This is a genomic window from Ornithinicoccus sp. (genome assembly GCF_057176825.1).
Genome location: NZ_CM169976.1, coordinates 165,880 through 181,882, shown reverse-complemented (window position 1 = coordinate 181,882; position 16,003 = coordinate 165,880). Strand labels below are relative to the sequence as shown.

At 71.7% G+C, this 16,003-nt stretch carries 13 protein-coding genes and 4 pseudogenes; 5 read left to right on the top strand and 12 right to left on the bottom strand.

Annotated elements, in window-relative coordinates; genetic code table 11:
• Positions 1 to 60: 60 nt before the first annotated feature.
• The 4 genes and pseudogenes from AC1QRC_RS00925 to AC1QRC_RS00910 form a co-directional block, all read right to left on the bottom strand.
• A pseudogene (locus AC1QRC_RS00925) lies at positions 61 to 549 on the bottom strand (L-serine ammonia-lyase, iron-sulfur-dependent, subunit alpha); the annotation flags it as partial.
• Positions 480 to 1,301: pseudogene (locus AC1QRC_RS00920) on the bottom strand (serine dehydratase beta chain); the annotation flags it as partial. The pseudogenes AC1QRC_RS00925 and AC1QRC_RS00920, both read right to left, overlap by 70 nt.
• Before the next feature lie 68 nt (positions 1,302 to 1,369).
• Positions 1,370 to 2,014, bottom strand: coding sequence for a sarcosine oxidase subunit gamma (locus AC1QRC_RS00915; protein ID WP_484205008.1), 645 nt, complete (start codon positions 2,012 to 2,014; stop codon positions 1,370 to 1,372).
• Positions 2,007 to 2,729: pseudogene (locus AC1QRC_RS00910) on the bottom strand (glycine cleavage T C-terminal barrel domain-containing protein); the annotation flags it as partial. The pseudogene AC1QRC_RS00910 and the gene AC1QRC_RS00915, both read right to left, overlap by 8 nt.
• Here AC1QRC_RS00910 and AC1QRC_RS00905 point away from each other — a divergent pair.
• The 3 genes from AC1QRC_RS00905 to AC1QRC_RS00895 all read left to right on the top strand — a co-directional run bounded on the left by AC1QRC_RS00905 (position 2,656) and on the right by AC1QRC_RS00895 (position 6,001).
• Positions 2,656 to 4,284, top strand: coding sequence for a BCCT family transporter (locus AC1QRC_RS00905; protein ID WP_484205007.1), 1,629 nt, complete (start codon positions 2,656 to 2,658; stop codon positions 4,282 to 4,284). The pseudogene AC1QRC_RS00910 and the gene AC1QRC_RS00905 sit on opposite strands and share 74 nt — an antisense overlap.
• Positions 4,285 to 4,294: 10 nt before the next feature.
• A complete protein-coding gene (locus AC1QRC_RS00900) occupies positions 4,295 to 5,071 on the top strand; it encodes a creatininase (protein ID WP_484205006.1) in 777 nt (258 codons plus the stop codon).
• A gap of 117 nt (positions 5,072 to 5,188) precedes the next feature.
• A complete protein-coding gene (locus AC1QRC_RS00895) occupies positions 5,189 to 6,001 on the top strand; it encodes an IclR family transcriptional regulator (protein WP_484205005.1) in 813 nt (270 codons plus the stop codon).
• A 190-nt stretch (positions 6,002 to 6,191) separates the two neighbouring features.
• On the opposite strand, the gene AC1QRC_RS00890 is transcribed toward AC1QRC_RS00895, so the two are convergent.
• From AC1QRC_RS00890 to AC1QRC_RS00875, 4 genes are read right to left on the bottom strand one after another with little or no spacing between them, the layout of a single operon-like run.
• On the bottom strand, positions 6,192 to 6,980 hold the full coding sequence (locus tag AC1QRC_RS00890) for a hypothetical protein (protein WP_484205004.1): 789 nt from the start codon (positions 6,978 to 6,980) through the stop codon (positions 6,192 to 6,194).
• Positions 6,977 to 9,490 (bottom strand): helicase-associated domain-containing protein, encoded by a 2,514-nt coding sequence (locus tag AC1QRC_RS00885; protein WP_484205003.1) that lies wholly within the window; start codon positions 9,488 to 9,490, stop codon positions 6,977 to 6,979. Before AC1QRC_RS00885 ends, AC1QRC_RS00890 begins: the two co-directional genes overlap by 4 nt.
• Before the next feature lie 46 nt (positions 9,491 to 9,536).
• Positions 9,537 to 10,040, bottom strand: coding sequence for an N-acetyltransferase family protein (locus AC1QRC_RS00880; RefSeq protein ID WP_484205002.1), 504 nt, complete (start codon positions 10,038 to 10,040; stop codon positions 9,537 to 9,539).
• Between the two features lie 4 nt (positions 10,041 to 10,044).
• The gene (locus AC1QRC_RS00875) at positions 10,045 to 10,938 is read right to left on the bottom strand and encodes an alpha/beta hydrolase family protein (RefSeq protein ID WP_484205001.1); all 894 of its coding nucleotides are present in this window, start codon (positions 10,936 to 10,938) and stop codon (positions 10,045 to 10,047) included.
• A 55-nt stretch (positions 10,939 to 10,993) separates the two neighbouring features.
• On the opposite strand from AC1QRC_RS00875, the gene AC1QRC_RS00870 reads away from it, so the two are divergent.
• A complete protein-coding gene (locus AC1QRC_RS00870; protein ID WP_484205000.1) occupies positions 10,994 to 11,578 on the top strand; it encodes a TetR/AcrR family transcriptional regulator in 585 nt (194 codons plus the stop codon).
• Between the two features lie 120 nt (positions 11,579 to 11,698).
• Here AC1QRC_RS00870 and AC1QRC_RS00865 read toward each other — a convergent pair whose 3' ends face one another.
• From AC1QRC_RS00865 to AC1QRC_RS00850, 4 genes and pseudogenes are all read right to left on the bottom strand, one after another.
• Positions 11,699 to 12,577 carry a dihydrolipoamide acetyltransferase family protein gene (locus AC1QRC_RS00865; protein ID WP_484206710.1) on the bottom strand — a complete coding sequence of 293 codons (879 nt, stop codon included), beginning with the start codon at positions 12,575 to 12,577 and terminating at the stop codon, positions 11,699 to 11,701.
• A gap of 446 nt (positions 12,578 to 13,023) precedes the next feature.
• A pseudogene (locus AC1QRC_RS00860) lies at positions 13,024 to 13,191 on the bottom strand (biotin/lipoyl-containing protein); the annotation flags it as partial.
• Entirely contained in the window at positions 13,188 to 14,219 is a 1,032-nt protein-coding gene (locus tag AC1QRC_RS00855) for an alpha-ketoacid dehydrogenase subunit beta (RefSeq protein ID WP_484204999.1), read from the bottom strand. The gene AC1QRC_RS00855 and the pseudogene AC1QRC_RS00860, both read right to left, overlap by 4 nt.
• On the bottom strand, positions 14,216 to 15,325 hold the full coding sequence (locus AC1QRC_RS00850) for a thiamine pyrophosphate-dependent dehydrogenase E1 component subunit alpha (protein ID WP_484204998.1): 1,110 nt from the start codon (positions 15,323 to 15,325) through the stop codon (positions 14,216 to 14,218). Before AC1QRC_RS00850 ends, AC1QRC_RS00855 begins: the two co-directional genes overlap by 4 nt.
• Before the next feature lie 116 nt (positions 15,326 to 15,441).
• Here AC1QRC_RS00850 and AC1QRC_RS00845 point away from each other — a divergent pair, with 116 nt between their 5' ends.
• On the top strand, positions 15,442 to 15,930 hold the full coding sequence (locus tag AC1QRC_RS00845) for an Lrp/AsnC family transcriptional regulator (RefSeq protein ID WP_484204997.1): 489 nt from the start codon (positions 15,442 to 15,444) through the stop codon (positions 15,928 to 15,930).
• Positions 15,931 to 16,003: the final 73 nt, after the last annotated feature.

Below are 16,003 nucleotides of genomic sequence, written 5' to 3'. Positions count from 1 at the left end.
GGTCTCCTTGTACTTGATCTTCATGTCGGCAGCCGGTCTCGCCGCATGGTCTTGATGGCCTGGTCGAGGCTCACCTTGTGGCTGCCGTCGCCGTGCTAGCGCCAGCCGGGCGGCGTTGATCGCCTTGACCGCGGCGATCGCGTTGCGCTCGATGCAGGGGATCTGCACCAGGCCGCCGACGGGGTCGCAGGTGAGCCCGAGGTTGTGCTCGATGCGCGATCTCGGCGGCGTTCTCCACCTGCTCGGGGGTGCCGCCCAGCACGGCAGCCAGGCGCGCCGGCCGCCATCGCAGCAGGCCGAGCCGACCTCGCCCTGGCAGCCGACCTCGGCACCGGAGATCGAGGCGTTGAGCTTGAACGAGGATGCCGATGGCGGCGGCGGTGAGCAGGAAGTCCACCACGCCGTCCTCGTCGGCGCCGGGGACGAACTCGGGCGTAGTAGTGCAGCACCGCGGGGATGATGCCGGCCGCCCCGTTGGTGGGCGCGGTGACGATCCTGCCGCCCGAGGCGTTTTCCTCGTTCACGGCCAGGGCAAACAGGTTGACCCACTCCATGGCCCACAACGGGTCGGTGACCTGCAGGCCACCCTGCGTCGCCTCGGCCTCCCGCTCGACCAAACGGTCCCGCAGCCTGGGCGCGCGTCGGGGTACGCGCAGTCCCCCGGGCAGGACCCGTTCGGTGCGGGTGCAGCCGTTCTCGACGCACTCCTGCATGACCTGCCAGATGTGCAGCAGGTCGGCACGCAGCTCGGCCTCGGTCCGCCAGCTCAGCTCGTTGGCCAGCATCACCCCGGCGATCGAGGTATCGGCCCTGCGGCAGGCCTCGAGCAGCTCGGCGCCCGTGCTGAACGGGTAGGGCAGCGGCGTGCTGTCCTCCACGATCCGGTCCGCCCCTGCGGCCTGCTCGTCGACCACGAACCCGCCGCCGACGGAGTAGAAGGTCCGTTCGCGCAGCAACGCCCCGGACCCGTCGTAGGCCTGGAAGGTCATCCCGTTCGGGTGCGCCGGCAGCGACCGGCGGCGGTGCATCACCAGGTCGGCATCGGGGTCGAACGGGATCAGGTGGCTGCCGCCCAGGTGGAGCGACCGTTCCTGCTTGAGCGTGGCCACCCGGGTGACCGCACGGTCGGTGTCCACTGTCTCGGGGACCTCGCCCTCCAGGCCGAGCAGGACAGCCCGGTCCGACCCGTGGCCGTGCCCGGTGGCGCCGAGCGAGCCGAAGAGCTGTGCCTTCACCCGGGCGGTGCCCTGCAACAGGTCGTCCGTTGCCAGCCCGGCCGCGAACCGCTGGGCAGCCCGCATCGGTCCGACCGTGTGCGAGGAGGAGGGTCCGATGCCGACCGAGAAGAGGTCCAGAGCGCTGAGTGCCATCAGCCGTATTCTCGCATCCCGTCCAGCAGCCAGGACCCGACATGGGTGGCGAAGGAGGAGCGGGCCAGGATCCACCAGGTGTCCTCCTGGGTGCGCCACAGGATCGCCGGCGTCGCACCGAGCTGGGTGGCGACCGCGCGGCCGACCGGGAACTCCCGCGGGTGCAGGTCGATCCGGACGCTCTTGTCCAGCACCGACTGGGCGGCTGGCCCGGACAGCTCGAACGTGGTGCGGTTGGCCGACACGTCGATCACCTGCCCCCGGTGGTCGCCGAGCGCCGCCGCCAGGCGGTCCGCATATTCCGTGGTGAGCACACCGGACTCGGCTTCGTCGGGCGCGACCACGAGGAACTCGTCCGGCCCGAGCCACAGCACGTGGGCTGCGCCCGGTCCCACGGTGACGTCCCCGACCCGTCCGGGCAGGTCGGTGTCCAGGGCCTGGCGCAGGGCGGCCTCCGCCGGGCTCTCGGGGGCGGCGCGCAGCGTCAGCTGCGTCAGAAAGGGAACCTCCCGCAGCCGGACGGCGGTGCCGGACCCTGCGGCGAAGGCGTCTGCCAGGTCGTGCGCGGGACTGCGTCGCAGCGCGAGAACCTCCGCGCGACCGGGTGTCGTCGTGGTCGTGGCGGTGGACACGGTGTCAGCCATCGCGCCTGGCCCCTTCCTTGTCGTAAAGCACGGGTTCGTTGACGAGTACCTCGGCGAACTGCCCGCCGAAGGAGGCGAGGACGGTGTCGCCGACCCGGTTGCGGCCGTCCTTGAGCAGGGCTAGCCCGAAGCTGCGGCCCAGCGCCTGGGAGTGGTAGCTGGAGGTGACGTGCCCGAGCATCGGGATCGGCCGCTCCGGCAGGCCCTGCCCGTCGTAGTCGCCGAGCGCGTCGAGCTCGACCAGTTGGGTGCCCTCGGGAAGCCGCAGAGACCCGTCGACCGGGAGCACGCTCACCAGTTGCTTGCGCACCGCATCCGTGTGCGATGTCCGGGCGTAGGACCGTTTGCCGATGAAGTCCTTGGTCTTGGACACCACCCAGTCCATGCCGAGGTCCTGCGGTGTCACCGTGCCGTCGGTGTCCTGTCCGACGATCGGATAGGCCTTCTCGGCGCGCAGCACGTGCATCGTCTCGGTGCCGTAGGGCGTGATGCCCAGGTCCGCGCCGGCGGCGGCGATGTCCTCCCAGACCCGCAGGCCGTACCAGGTGGCCACGTTGACCTCGAAGGCCAGTTCGCCGGAGAAGGTGATCCGGCAGACCCGGGCCGGGATGCCGGAGGCCAGCACGGTCTCCCTGAACTCCATGAAGCCGAACCCTTCCTTCGAGACGTCCAGGTCCGGGGCGATCCGGGCGATGACCTCACGCCTACCGCGGCCCCACGACCACCCGGACGGCGCCGCGAGCGTCATCGGCGACCTGCGCACCCGCGTGACCTCCGGCTTCACCTGGTTCTTCATCCTCTACTCGCTGATCGCCGTGGCGGTCTGCACCTGGATCGCGTTCAGCAAGGTCGGCCGGGTGCGGCTCGGCGGACCCAAGGCGCGACCCGAGCACGGGCACTTCGCCTGGTACTCCATGCTCTTCGCCTGCGGTCAAGGAATCGGCCTGATCTTCTGGTCGGTCGCCGAGCCGATCATGCTCCGGGACGAGACGCCGCTCATCGCGGCGGGCGCCAACCCAGGGGAGGGCGGCATCGTCTGGACCTACTTCCACTGGGGCCTGACCGCCTGGGCGATGTACTGCGTGGTCGCGGTCTGCCTGGCCTACTCCCACCACAACCTCGGCAAGACGCTGACCTTCCGTGAGGCGACGGTCGACATCCTCCCCCGCAAGGTCCGCCGACCGGCGGGTGTCGTCGTCGAGCTGCTCGCGATCATCGCCACCGTCCTCGGGCTGGCCACCTCGTTCGGCTTCGCCTCGCTGCAGTTCACCTCGGGGCTCTCCTCGGTCACCGGCATCGAGTCGAGCCGGGCGGTCTGGGTGGGCGTCATCGTGGTGCTCGGCGGGCTCACCGCGGTCTCGGCCTTCATGGGCGTCAACAAGGGGATGAAGCGGATCAGCGAGGCGAACTCCATCCTGAGCATCGTCCTGGTGACCGGCGTCCTGGTCTTCGGCCCGATCATCTACATCCTGTCCAACATGGTGCAGACCTTCGGGTCGTTCGCGTTCAACTTCCTGCCGATGAGCTTCTGGTCCGAGGCCGAGTCGGCGACCTCCTCGCTGGACAGCTGGCAGGACAGTTGGAACGGCTGGTGGACGGTATTCATCTGGTGCTGGGTGATCGCGTTCTCGCCGTTTGTCGCCGGCTTCATCGCCCGGATCTCCCGCGGCCGCACGCTGCGCGAGTTCATCATCGGGGTCACCCTGATCCCGTCGCTGATCGTGATGATCTGGGTCGGAGTGATCGGCTCGGCCGCGATCTATTACGACGACGCCAGCTCCCGGTCGATCTCCGACGACGTGGCGGCCGACACCGCGAGCGGGCTCTTCTCGATGCTCGACATGGTGCCGTGGATCGGCGGGATCCTGCTCGTGGTGGCCACGATCCTGGTCGCCACCTACTACGTAACCAGCCTCGACTCGGGCACCTACGCGCTGGCCGAGTTCGTCTCCGCCCCGAAGAAGTCCGGCCCGCTGTTCCGCGTCGTGCTGGTCGCCAGCATCGGCTCGGTGGCGCTGCTCCTGCTGTCCATCGGCGGCACCGCCGTGGTCGACACGGTGCAGACCGGGACGATCATCGGGGCGTTCCCGTTCTCGTTCGTCATCCTGCTGATGATCGCCAACCTGGTCCGGCGGCTACGCTCCCGGAACAAGGAGATCCGGCGGCTGGAGAAGGTGGTCAACGACCCCCGGCACCTGCCGGAGGACGAGTTCGTGGATGCCGACGGGCTGCCGGTCACCGCCGAGGGCCGGCCCCTGCACGGCGACTGAAGGAGGACGCATGGAGGCACCGGTCACCCTGGCCCGGCTGGACGCGCACTCGTACGCCGAATGGCTGGGTTCGGCGGCCCGCACCGTCTTGGTGCCGGTCGGCGCGCTCGAGCAGCACGGCCCGCACCTGCCGATGGGCACCGACGCGATCCTGTCGGCGCGGATCGCCGAGGCGGTCGCGGCGTCGACGGGGGCGAAGGTGGCTCAGCCGATCAGCTACGGCTACAAATCGCAGCAGAAGTCCGGCGGTGGTGACCACCTCGTGGGCACCACCAGCCTGGACGCCGCGACGCTGATCGGGATCACCCGCTGCCTCGTGTCCAGCCTGCTGCGCCAGGGCGTGCGGCACGTGGTCTTCCTCAACGGCCACTACGAGAACTATCAGTTCCTCTACGAAGGGGTCGACCTCGCGGTCCGCGAGGCCGGGCTCGGCCCTGACGACGACCCCTGCGTGCTCCTGCTGTCCTACTGGGACTACGTCTCGCAAGAGACGCTGGACGAGGTGTACCAGGGGTCCTTCCCCGGCTGGGATGTCGAGCACGGCGGTGTGTTGGAGACCGCGCTGATGCTGCACCTGGAGCCGGACCTGGTCCGGCTGGACCGGGCCGTCGACCACCCGCCGGCACAGCTGCCCCGGTTCGACCGGCTGCCGACGCGGCCGGAGCGCACGCCGGCGAGCGGATGCCTCTCGGCCCCGAGTGGCGCCACGGCGGCGCAGGGGAGGTTGCTGTTCGACCAGGTCACCGCAGACCTGGCGGCGGACCTCACTGCCGAACTGAGGGGCTGAACCTGCGGCGTGCGGGCCGTCACGGCGTCGGGCTCCGATACCGTGGCGGCCCAACCGAGCGATGAGGCACGGCCATCCGTGCATTGGGCAGGACGAGGACGACGAAGAGGGAGTGTGATGGCTGGCAGCCCAAAGACAGAGCTGACCCGGCAGGCCGCGGAGGGGTCTGGCCAGCGAGCCGCGTCGGTGATCGTCAACGTCATCGACGTCCTGCGCTGCTTCACGGTGCAGGAGCCGCTCCAGGGGGTGACCGAGATCGCGGCGCAGGTGGGCCTGCACAAGTCCAGCGTCTCCCGGATCCTGGCGACCCTGGAGCGCCAGGCGATCGTCGAGCGGGACGAGGCGTCCCGCAAGTTCCGCCTCGGCCTCGGGCTGATCGCTGTCGCCGGCCCGTTGCTGGCCAACCTGGATGTGCGGAGGGTGTCGCTCCCGACGCTGCAGGAGCTCTCGGTCCAGGTCGGGGAGACCACTGCCCTCATGGTCTGGGACGGCACCGAGGCGGTCACTGTCGAGCAGGTGCCGAGCACCCGGAACATCAAGCACACCAGCCCGCTGGGCACGCGCTATGCCTCGGCCCTCAACTCCTCGGTCCAGGTCTTCCTGGCCGAGCTCCCGCCGGACCGGGCCCGGGCGCTGATCGAGGACGGGCCGGCCGCGGCGCCGGACGACTCGGCCATCGGCGTGGAGGAACTGCTGGGCCGCCTGGAGGAGACCAGGGACCGCGGGTATGCCGTCAACCACGGCGACACCTACCCGGAGGAGGTCGGCATCTGCGCCCCGGTCCGGGACCACCGCGGTGAGGTCGTCGCCGGGGTGCTCATCGCCGCCCCCTACTACCGGGTCGCCCCGGAGAACATCGGTGGGCTGGGCGACCGGGTCGCAGCCGCCGCCGCGCAGGTCTCGGCGCGATTGGGAGCCCCGCCGGGCTGAGCTGGCCGCCGGGGCCCAGCCGGCCGCCCGGGTCGAGCGGCGGACTCGCCCGGTGTCCGCCTCAGGTCTGCAGCAGCGCGACCCCGCCGACGGCCAGGGCGAGCACCTTGGCGACCTCCGCCACGACATACCGAAGGTGGGCATGCGAGCGGGGCCGCCCCGCCCGCCTGACCGGTATCTCCTCTGGCGGTCACCGAATGAGTTGGTGCCGGGAGAGTGACGCGCCGGGCAGCCGCCAGGACCGGATCACCTCATCCACGGGCGTGACAACGACCGGGCTGGACCAGGACTGGGACGGCTTCTGCAGGGCCCAACCCCCACCGATGGTGACGGCGGCGTGGGCCAGCTGGCCGTCCAGGTGCCAGACGAGGACCCGACCGACGTCGGTGTCCCGGCCGGCACGCGCGTCCGGGTCGGTGCGCTCAGCGAGCCACCGCTGGAACTGGTCCAGCTGGACCCAGCCGGCCGCGTCCGGCTCGCCGGCGGCGGTCATCACCGTGCCGAAGCAGTTCGGTCCGGAGCGCTCCGGGAAGGTCCCGGTGAGCTCGTGGGCGCCCGGGAGCGGGCCCGCGGCAGCCCGTCGGAGCTGGTCGTCGGCGAGGGCGTGCAGGCTGGGGCGGGCCCCGGCCTCGATCCACCGGACCAGCCGGGGGACGCGCAGTGGGTCGGACGGCCAGGCCGGCACGGGCTTGGGCCGGATGCGCCGGCGACGTTCCGCCACGAGCTCCGAGCGCACTGCCGGCGGAACCTCGTTGAACTCCTCCTCCGTCAGCCACACCCACGGCCCGCCGCCGTACATGAAGAAGGTGTCCCGGAACTCGTCGGCAAGCTCCGGTGCGGGCGACTCGGACGAGGCTCCGGCGACCTGGTGGGTGCGGAAGGGCTGACGGTCGGGGCTGTAGTAGGTCAGCCAGCGATCGATTTGCTCGTCCGTCACGGGGATCCCGAGCACCGTGAGCGGTGTCTCCGGCACGGTCACGACAGCGGCAGGATCGACAGGATCCGGTCGAGTCGGAAGAAGCGCTCATCATGGCGCAGGTGGCAGTAGCCGGTGAGATAGCCACCCGACACCTGGGGGCGGGAGACCTTCCGGTCGGTCTCGTTCCCGTTCTCGTTGCGGTACCGGATCAGCACCGGCTCGCCGGCCGTCACGGCATGGGCCAGGTGCCGCACCTCCTCGGGGAGCAGCCGTCTGCCCCAGCCCTCGACCTGGGCGAGCACCCCGGGGTCGACCACCGCTTCGGGAGGGGGCCCGCCGGCCCTCAGCCGGGCCGCGAGCTCGGCGGGTTCCTCCCGGCGATAGCGGGTGCGCTGTGCCGAGCGGGGCACCACCGGCTGGCCAGGGGGCAGCTCCAGTAGGGCGGCCCAGTCCTCCTCGGTGGTCTGCTGCTCGGTGGTCTGCTCCTCCGGCCCGGTCGCCTCTTTCGGCTCCGGGCTGCGCTCCGCGACCGGGCCGCGCGAGCGGACCTGCACGGTCAGGGTGCCGCCGGCCTCCTGCTCCACCGGCAGGTAGCCGGCCTTGCGAAGCGCCGCCAGGGTGGTCGGCACGTCCTTGGTGCCGAGGAGCACGGTGGGGGCCACCGCCGTCAGCCCCAGCGAACGCAGCACCCGGGTCGCGGCCAACTCCGCGACCAGGCTCTCGTCGTCGGAGACCACGACGCAGGCAGCCGGGCGCACGCCGATCCGGCCGTGGCGTCGCTCCACGTCTCGCAGCAGGTACTCCAAGGGTTGGGGGAGCGCCCGCCCGGCGACCTCGCGCAGCTCGGCCAGGAGGACGTCGACGGTGTAGCCCCGGTCCAGTGCCTGCCGGACGGAGTCCTCGCTCACCCGCCAGGAGGCGCCGACCCCGTGGGACTCGCGCACGGCGACCGTGTCGAGCAGGTCGACGACCGCGGCTCCGGGGCTGCCGGGCACGACGACGGTCAGGTCCGAGCCGAACAGGACCTCTCCGCTCTCGGCGGGGAGCAACTCCTCCAGGACCGAGCGGACCGGCTCCCGGTCCCCGGTCAGGACGGCCCGTCCGAGTCGGGTCAGCCTCCCGTCGCGCACGACGCCGAACCGGGACGCCTCGTCCCAGGCGCAGCGCAGGTCCTCGGTGTCCAGCTCCACGAGGGGGTGCGCCCAGGCCAGTTGGTCCAGCACGGGCTCCAGCCCGGTGACGGCGCCCTCCTCCAGGCCGATCAGCAGGCTGATCACCATCGCGGCCGCAGGAGGTCCGCCGTGATGCACTTCTGCCAGCGCCGGTCGGGCCTTGCCCTCGGCATCGCGCTCGCGGGTCGGCGGCGCCGTCTCACGCCACCAGGCAAGCACCAGGTCCGTGGCCCGTTCGGCCGGGCTGCGACTGCGCCAGGCCTCGAACTCACCGCCGGCCCGCAGATCCGGACCACGTGGATAGAACCGGAGGGACGCCCCGAGCTCCAGCGCCAGCCGCACCTCGGCGGTCGACACCCCCACGCCCTTGGCGATCCGGGTGAGCTCGCGAGCACCGACCCCGCCGGACTTCAGCAGCTTCACCGGCGCTCGCAGGGTCAGCTCGAGGACGGCCATCTGCGCGGCCAGCAGTCCGGTGATCGCCGCCGCCGAGTCGCGCTCGGTCTGCTCCACCGAGACCCGCGCCGTCAGCAGCGCCGGGGGCTCGGGCTGGAACGGCGCCCGGTAGGTGGGCGGCACCAGCGCCAACAGCACCTCCGCCGGGTACTGGACCGGCGTGTAGCCGTAGGCGTAGGAGGTCCCCCCGGCGCCGAAGGCGAGGCCCTCATCGAGGGCCCAACGGTTCCGCTCCATCTCCTCGCGGAGGCGGCGCTGGGCCTCTGCGGACCAGTACTCCTCCTCCTCATCCTCCCGGCTCCGGGCCCCCGACATCGAGGCGCGGGCACACTCGTCGGCATACCGGGTGAGGGACTCGACGACCCGGGGCGGGGCCTCTGCCACTATCTTCCGGATCCGGGAGGCGTCGGCATACAACTCGTCCAACCCCGCCACGAGCTCGGCCTTGCGGGCCGGTGGGGCGACCCCGAACGCGGAATAGAGCCGCCTGAGGCGGTCGACGTTGAGCTCTCGGGCCAGGACGCTGGCCGGTGGGCCCATGAGCAGCGGGGCAATGAGGACCCCGTGGACCCCGGGGTTGGGCGTCCAACGCTCGCCGTCCTGCCAGACCAGTGCGACGGCTTCGAGGCCGTGCAGCCAGTGCAGCACCGCCCTCCGCTGCTCGTCGTCGTCTCGGGCACCGGCGTCCAGCAACGCCGTCAGCTCTTCCAGAGTCGCGCGCGTGCCAAGGGCAGCGACCGCCTCCAGGACCTGGACCGCCGGACTCGGCAGGCTCAGCAGGAGCGAGTAGACCGACGATGGGTGTCGCAGTCGGCGGGCGAGGTCGTCCAGGTCCCGCACCGGTGCACCCCTGCTCAAGTCGGGGCGGGACTCCAGGAGGGCCTGCAGCTGCTCCTCGGTGCGGGAGTCCAGCCAGGCTCGGACGTCGTACTCGGCGGGCATGTGCCCAGTCTCCCCGTGCCCGGGGGTCGATGTCGAAGGGGGACCGTCAGGACCTGCCGCTCGCGCCGAGTTCCTTGACGAGCAGCACGTCGCGCTCCACGGCGTGGTGGGTGGTCCCGTCCTCGTCCACCCAGTCGTACTCACTGACGTCCTCGACCGCCGTCCTCCGATACCCCAGCCGGAGGTAGAGGCGCTCGGCGCCGGGGTTGTCGACCGCCACCCCGACTGCGGCCAGGTGCCGGTCGCGTTCGCGGGCGAGGTCCTCGGCATACCCGATCAGTGCGGTGCCGACGCCGGCGCCCCGGTGCTCGGGACGCACCTGCAGGTGGTTGATCTCGACCGCGTCCGGGTATGCCGTGCGCGCGGCCTCACCCACCGGACCGCACCATTGCACCATCCCGGAGCCGAGCGGTTCGGCACCGTCCCAGGCCACCAGGAAGGTGGCCGATCCCGACTGCTGGGCCCGCAGGTGTGCGGCGTGGATGGTCCCGGAGGGCCAGTGCCGATCGAGGGCGGCCAGGTCGGCGGGGGTGCAGGGGCGGACGTCCACCGATCTATTCTGCAGGCGCGGTGGAGGGCGGTCGCACTGTGCCCGCGCTGCTGGCCAGATGGGGCAGCACCAGGGAGTCCCACAAATGCCGGCTCTCGGGTCGGAAGAGGCCGAAGTGGCCGATCGCGCTGACGCCGAGGTCCTCGGGGGAGGACTCCACGACCCGGGGCTCCGTGCGGCGGTACCAGCTCAACAGTGAGTCCAGCGAGCCGCGCGACATCATCGTGTCGTCGGTGAAGGTCAGGGCGAGGATCGGGGTGCGGACGGCGGCGAACCGCTCCCGTACCTCCGGGGACTCGCTGGCGATGTAGTCGGGATGACGGCACCACCGTGCCCACTGCAGCATCACCCCGGCCGGCAGGTCGCCCACCATCCGCAACCGCCCGCCCGGGAAGTAGCCGCACAGGCGGCTCGCGACGGGCGCCACGGCATACCAGAGCAACGGCACGGCCCGGCGCAGTCGCGGGGGAGCCAGGCGCCAGTAGCCGCTCCCGGTCGCCACGAGCACTGCGCTCGCGACGTCCTCGTGGTCCACGAACGGCAGGACCTGACCGCCGAGGCTGTGCCCGACCCAGCTGATCGGCAGCCCGTCGGCACGGTCCCGGGCGTGGCGCAGCGCGGCAGCGGCATCACCGGCCCAGCGCAGCATGTCGCCGGGCTCCTCCCGCAGGTGCCCGCGGGCAGACCCGCCGACCCCGCGCAGGTCAAACGTCAGCGTGCGGAAGCCACGCTCGGACAGCCAGGTCGCGAACGAGCGGTAGAACCGGCTGGGGGTGGCCATGGCCGGGGCGATCACCACCACGCCGACGGGATCGCCGGGCGGCTCGTACCAGGCGGCGGCCAGCTCCCGCCCATCGTCGGCGGTGATCACCGTGGACTCGGCTATGACGATCGTCATAGCGCCGGAATCTACGGTATGCCGAGTGTCATAGTCAACCGGTATCCTCACCCTCATGAGCACGTCCACCCGGGAGCGGATGCTGGCCGGAGCCGCGCAGATGATCGCCACCCGCGGGCTGGCCGGCACCAGCGTGCGGGAGCTGGCCGAGTTCGCCCACGTGCCGCGAGGCTCGACCTACCACCACTTCCCGGGTGGCAAGGACCAGCTGGTCGACGAGGCCCTCGGCTATGTGAGCGCGCGGATCCGGGGCCACCTGGAGCAGGCGCGGACCGAGGGGCCGGAAGCCGCGGTGCGGGCCTTCCTGGAGAGCTGGCGCACGATCCTGGTGGACAGCGAGTTCCAGAGCGGGTGCCCCGTCCTGGCGGTGGCCACCGTGGAGGGCCCCGCCGGCGACACCGCCGCGCACCGTGCCGCGGCCGACGCCTTCCGCTCCTGGCAGGCACTCATCGCCGAGGTGGTCGAGGGCTCGGGCGTCCCGCCGGCCCGGGCCCGGTCACTGGCGTGGACCGTGATCGCCCTGATCGAGGGTGCGGTCGTGCTCTGTCGCAGCACCCGGTCCATCGAGCCGCTCGACCAGGTCGAGGTGGAGCTGAACGGTCTGCTCGCGGCGGCGCTGCGGGGCGCCGAGCGCGCCTGACGCCCGCCCGAGACGCCCGGCACATCTCGTGTGGAGGATTTCTGGGGTCATAGGCCCCCTCCAGTTCCACGCGAGACCGAGCCCGAACGCGGTGCGTACCGATTCGTCGCAGTCAGTGCCTCAGAGATTCGCCAGCAGCACCGCCGGCTGCTCGACGCAGTCGGCCACGAACCGCAGGAACCCGCCGGCCACACCGCCGTCGCACACCCGGTGATCGAAGGCGAAGGAGAGCACCGTCATCTTGCGCAGCGCCACCTGACCCTCGTGCGCCCAGGGCTTGTCGATCACCCGGCCGACGCCGAGCATCGCGGCCTCGGGGTGGTTGATGATCGGGGTCGAGCCGTCGGTGCCGAACACGCCGTAGTTGTTCAGCGTGAAGGTGCCCCCGGTCAGCTCCGCCGGGGTCAGCGTCCCCTCGCGGGCCTTGGTGGTGAGCTCGCGGAGCGCGGCGGCCAGCTGCGTCGTGGTCATCGCGTCGGCACCGTGCACGACGGGCACGACCAGGCCGCGCGGGGACTGGGCAGCGATCCCCAGGTTGATCCCGTGGTGGCGCACGATCTCGCCCGCCTCGGTGTCGACCGAGGAGTTCAGCTCGGGGAACCGTTGCAGCCCGGTGACCACGATGCGCGCCATCAGCGGGAGGATGCCGATGCCGCTGTCCGGCGCCACCCGCTTCAGCGCGTCCTTGACCTCGATGAGCTCGGTCGCGTCCGCATCGACCCACACGTTGGCCTCCGGGATCTCCCGGCGCGAGGTGGTGAGTTTGTCGGCGATGACTCTCCGTATGCCGACGAGCGGCTCCCGCGTCTGCCCGCCGCTGATCGCGGCGGCGGTGTCGGCAGCGGTCGGGGCGGTCGAGGTGGTCGGGGCAGCCGGGGAGGCCGTGGTGGTCGCGGTGGCGGGGGTGCCGGCGGTGGCGGGGGCGTCGGCTGTCGCCGGGGCGGCTGCGGCCTCCACGTCGGCCCGCCGGATGACCCCGCCCTCACCGCTCGGGCGCACCGACGACAAGTCCACCCCGATTTCCGTAGCGAGTTTGCGGACCAGGGGGGAGATGACCTTGACGGCTGCGGCCGGCGCCGCGGGGGCGGCTGCCTCGGGAGCGCGCGGAGGGATGCGGCGGCCTCGGGAGCGGCTGCCGGGGCCTGCGACGGGCTCGTCGACGGCAGGGCAGCGCTGCGCCGCGGGTTGCGCCGCCGGGTGCGCCGCGCCGGACCCTCACCGGCGCCGAAGCCGATGAGCGGCCGCTCGGCCTGCTCCTGCACCTCGCCGACCGGCTGCCCGCCGTCGACCTCGGCCGGGACACGGGCCCCGGCGCGCTCCTCGTGCCGGTACTGCTCGCCGCCCGCCGGCGCGGGGGCGTCGGCGTTCCCGGCGACCTCGCCGCCGATGGTGATCAGCGGGGTGCCCACCTCGAGCACCGACCCGGCGTCACCGTGCAGCGTGAGGACCGTGCCGGCATACGGGCAGGGCACCTCGACGGCGGCCTTGGCGGTCTCGACGGTGACGACATTCTGGTCGATGGTGACCTCGTCACCCTCGGCGACGTGCCACTCCACGATCTCGGCCTCGGTCAGTCCCTCCCCGAGGTCGGGGAGCTTGAAGACCTGGGTCATGCCGAGACCTGCTCCCGGTCGCCGGCCGGCAGGTGGTGGGTGTCTGGCTCGTCGTCCCACTGGAGGCGGGCGATGGTGTCCAGGACCCGGTCCACGCCGGGCAGGTAGGAGTGCTCCAGCATCGGGGGCGGGTAGGGGATGTCGAGCCCGGAGACCCGCAGCACGGGTGCGGCCAGGGAGTGGAAGCAGCGCTCGGAGATCCGTGCGGCGACCTCGCCGGCGACCCCGGCGAAGCCCTGGGCCTCGGACAGCACGACGGCCCGCCCGGTCTTGCGGACCGAGGCGGCGACGGTCTCGTCGTCGAAGGGCACGATGGTGCGCAGGTCCACGACCTCGACGTCCCAGTCCTCCTCGGCGGCGGCGACCTCGGCGGCCTTCAGGGCGGTGGCCACCTGCGGGCCGTAGGTGACGATGGTGACGTCGGACCCCTCGCGGCGGACCGCGGCCCTGCCGAACGGCTCGCGCTCGGCCGGCAGGTCCAGGTCCTCCTTGGACCAGTAGAGCGCCTTGGGCTCCATGAAGACCACCGGGTCCGGGTTGCGGATCGCCTCCCGCAGCATCGAGTAGGCGTCGCCCGGGGTGGCGGGGGTGACGACCTGCAGGCCGGGGGTGTGCGCGTAGTAGCCCTCGGAGGAGTCGCAGTGGTGCTCGACACCGCCGATGCCGCCGCCGTAGGGGACCCGGATGACGATCGGCAGGTTGACGGCACCGCGGGTGCGGTTGCGGTACTTGGCGATGTGCGAGGCGATCTGCTCGAACGCCGGATAGGCGAACGCGTCGAACTGCATCTCGATGACCGGCCGGAAGCCCTGCAGCGCCAGGCCGACCGCGAAGCCGGCGATCCCGGCCTCGGCCAGCGGGGTGTCGAAGCAGCGCTCCTCCCCGAAGTCGCGGGTCAGCCCGTCGGTGATCCGGAAGACGCCGCCGAGTTGGCCCACGTCCTCGCCGAAGACGAGGACGTCCTCGTCGGCGGCCAGCTCGTCGCGCAGCGCCCGGTTCAGGGCCTGGGCAAAGGTCGTCTGGGTCATCGCAGTGCCTCCTCGGCGGCCACCATCTCGGCCTGTTCGCGCAGCTGGGGGGTGGGCTCGGCGAACACGTGGGCGAACAGCTCCATCGGGTCCAGGACCGCGTCCTCGTTCATGACCGCACGGATGCCGGCGGCCATCTCCTCGCCCTCGGCCCGGACCTGCTCCACCGTGGCGTCGTCGAGGTGGCCCTCGGCGAGCAGCCAGGTCTGCAGCCGCACGATCGGGTCGCGCCCGACCCACTCGTCGACCTCGTCGGCGGTCCGGTAGCGGGTCGCGTCGTCGGCGTTGGTGTGCGCCTCCATCCGGTAGGTGTGCGCCTCGATGAGGAACGGGCCACCACCGGACCGCGCGTGCTCGAACGCCGCGCGGCACACCGCGAGCATCGCGATCGGGTCGTTGCCGTCGACCTGCTCGGAGCGCACCCCGTAGCCGACGCCCTTGTAGGCCAGGGTCGGGGCCTTGGTCTGCTTGGCCAGCGGCACCGAGATGGCGTACTTGTTGTTCTGCACCACATAGACGACGGGCGCGTGGAACACGGCGGCGAAGTTCAGGCCCTCGTGGAAGTCACCCTCGCTGGTGGCGCCGTCGCCGATGTAGCACAGGGCCACGCCGCCGGTGCCCCTGCGGGTCATCCCGTATGCCGATCCCGCGGCGTGCAGCGCCTGCGTCGCCAGGGGGGTGGTCTGGGGGCCGGTCCGGGTCGCCTTGGGGTCATAGCCGGAGTGCCAGTTGCCGCGCAGTTGGGCCATCGAGTCGGCCGGGTTCAGCCCGCGCACGAAGAGGGCCATCGAGTCGCGGTAGGTCGGGAACAACCAGTCCGGCTCCGTCATCGTCAGGATGGGGGCGACCTGGCAGGCGTCCTGCCCGCGGGAGGAGGGGTAGACCGCCAGCCGTCCCTGCTTGGTCAGCGCGGTGGCCTGGGCGTCGAACCGGCGGCCCAGCACCATGTGGCGCCACACCTGCACCAGGGCCTCGGGCTCCGGCATGGCGTACCCCCGGGCGCTCGCCTGCTCGCCCGGGCCACCCGGCACGAGGGTGCCGCGCTCGTCCAGGAACCGCACCGGCTCCGGGCAGGGCAGCAGGTCCTGCACGTCTGCGCTCGTCATTGTCGGCCTCTCCTCCGGCGGATCCACGGTGATCATGCGTGTCCTCTATGGTCGCTGACGCTGGACAGAGCGCTCAACAATGTCGGCACTGTCAAGACGTCTGGCATGATCTGGGCATGGAGAAGCGCAATCTGTCTGATCGAAGCGGCGCTCAGGGCGGTCCGGCTGGACAGTCTGTCGTCGACGCGACCGACCTGCGGATCGTGGAGGAGCTGGTGGCCGACGGTCGGCTCTCGGTGCGCGCCCTCGCCGACCGGGTGCACATCTCCCGGGCCAACGCCTACGCCCGCCTGGAACGGCTGCAGGAGGAGGGCGTGATCACCGGGTTCGCCGCGCAGGTGGCGCCGGACAAGATCGGGTACGGCACCTCGGCATACATCTCCATCTCGATCGAGCAGAACACCTTCCGCACCGTCGCTCCCGCCCTGGCGGCGCTGCCGGCGATCCAGCGGGTCACCCTGGTGATGGCCGACTTCGACGTCATCGTGGAGGTGCGGGCCCGGGACAACCACGAACTGCGCGACCTGGTGCTGGAGAGCATCCACGCCATCCCCGGTGTGAAATCGACCCGGACCTGGTTGATCTTCGAGGAAACCGCGGGGTGACCGGGCGCCCCGGTCGGCAGGGACCGGATGCGGCATCCCACCCCCGGTCCTGGCTACGATGCACCCCTACACC

What these genes read in the sequence shown, in the direction of transcription:
- AC1QRC_RS00845 (WP_484204997.1), top strand. Translation starts at nt 15,442, where the DNA reads ATGGAGAAGCGCAATCTGTCTGATCGAAGCGGCGCTCAGGGCGGTCCG.
- AC1QRC_RS00855 (WP_484204999.1), bottom strand. Translation starts at nt 14,219, where the DNA reads ATGACCCAGACGACCTTTGCCCAGGCCCTGAACCGGGCGCTGCGCGAC.
- AC1QRC_RS00870 (WP_484205000.1), top strand. Translation starts at nt 10,994, where the DNA reads ATGAGCACGTCCACCCGGGAGCGGATGCTGGCCGGAGCCGCGCAGATG.
- AC1QRC_RS00905 (WP_484205007.1), top strand. Translation starts at nt 2,656, where the DNA reads ATGAAGCCGAACCCTTCCTTCGAGACGTCCAGGTCCGGGGCGATCCGG.
- AC1QRC_RS00900 (WP_484205006.1), top strand. Translation starts at nt 4,295, where the DNA reads ATGGAGGCACCGGTCACCCTGGCCCGGCTGGACGCGCACTCGTACGCC.
- AC1QRC_RS00875 (WP_484205001.1), bottom strand. Translation starts at nt 10,938, where the DNA reads ATGACGATCGTCATAGCCGAGTCCACGGTGATCACCGCCGACGATGGG.
- AC1QRC_RS00915 (WP_484205008.1), bottom strand. Translation starts at nt 2,014, where the DNA reads ATGGCTGACACCGTGTCCACCGCCACGACCACGACGACACCCGGTCGC.
- AC1QRC_RS00885 (WP_484205003.1), bottom strand. Translation starts at nt 9,490, where the DNA reads ATGCCCGCCGAGTACGACGTCCGAGCCTGGCTGGACTCCCGCACCGAG.
- AC1QRC_RS00850 (WP_484204998.1), bottom strand. Translation starts at nt 15,325, where the DNA reads ATGACGAGCGCAGACGTGCAGGACCTGCTGCCCTGCCCGGAGCCGGTG.
- AC1QRC_RS00895 (WP_484205005.1), top strand. Translation starts at nt 5,189, where the DNA reads ATGGCTGGCAGCCCAAAGACAGAGCTGACCCGGCAGGCCGCGGAGGGG.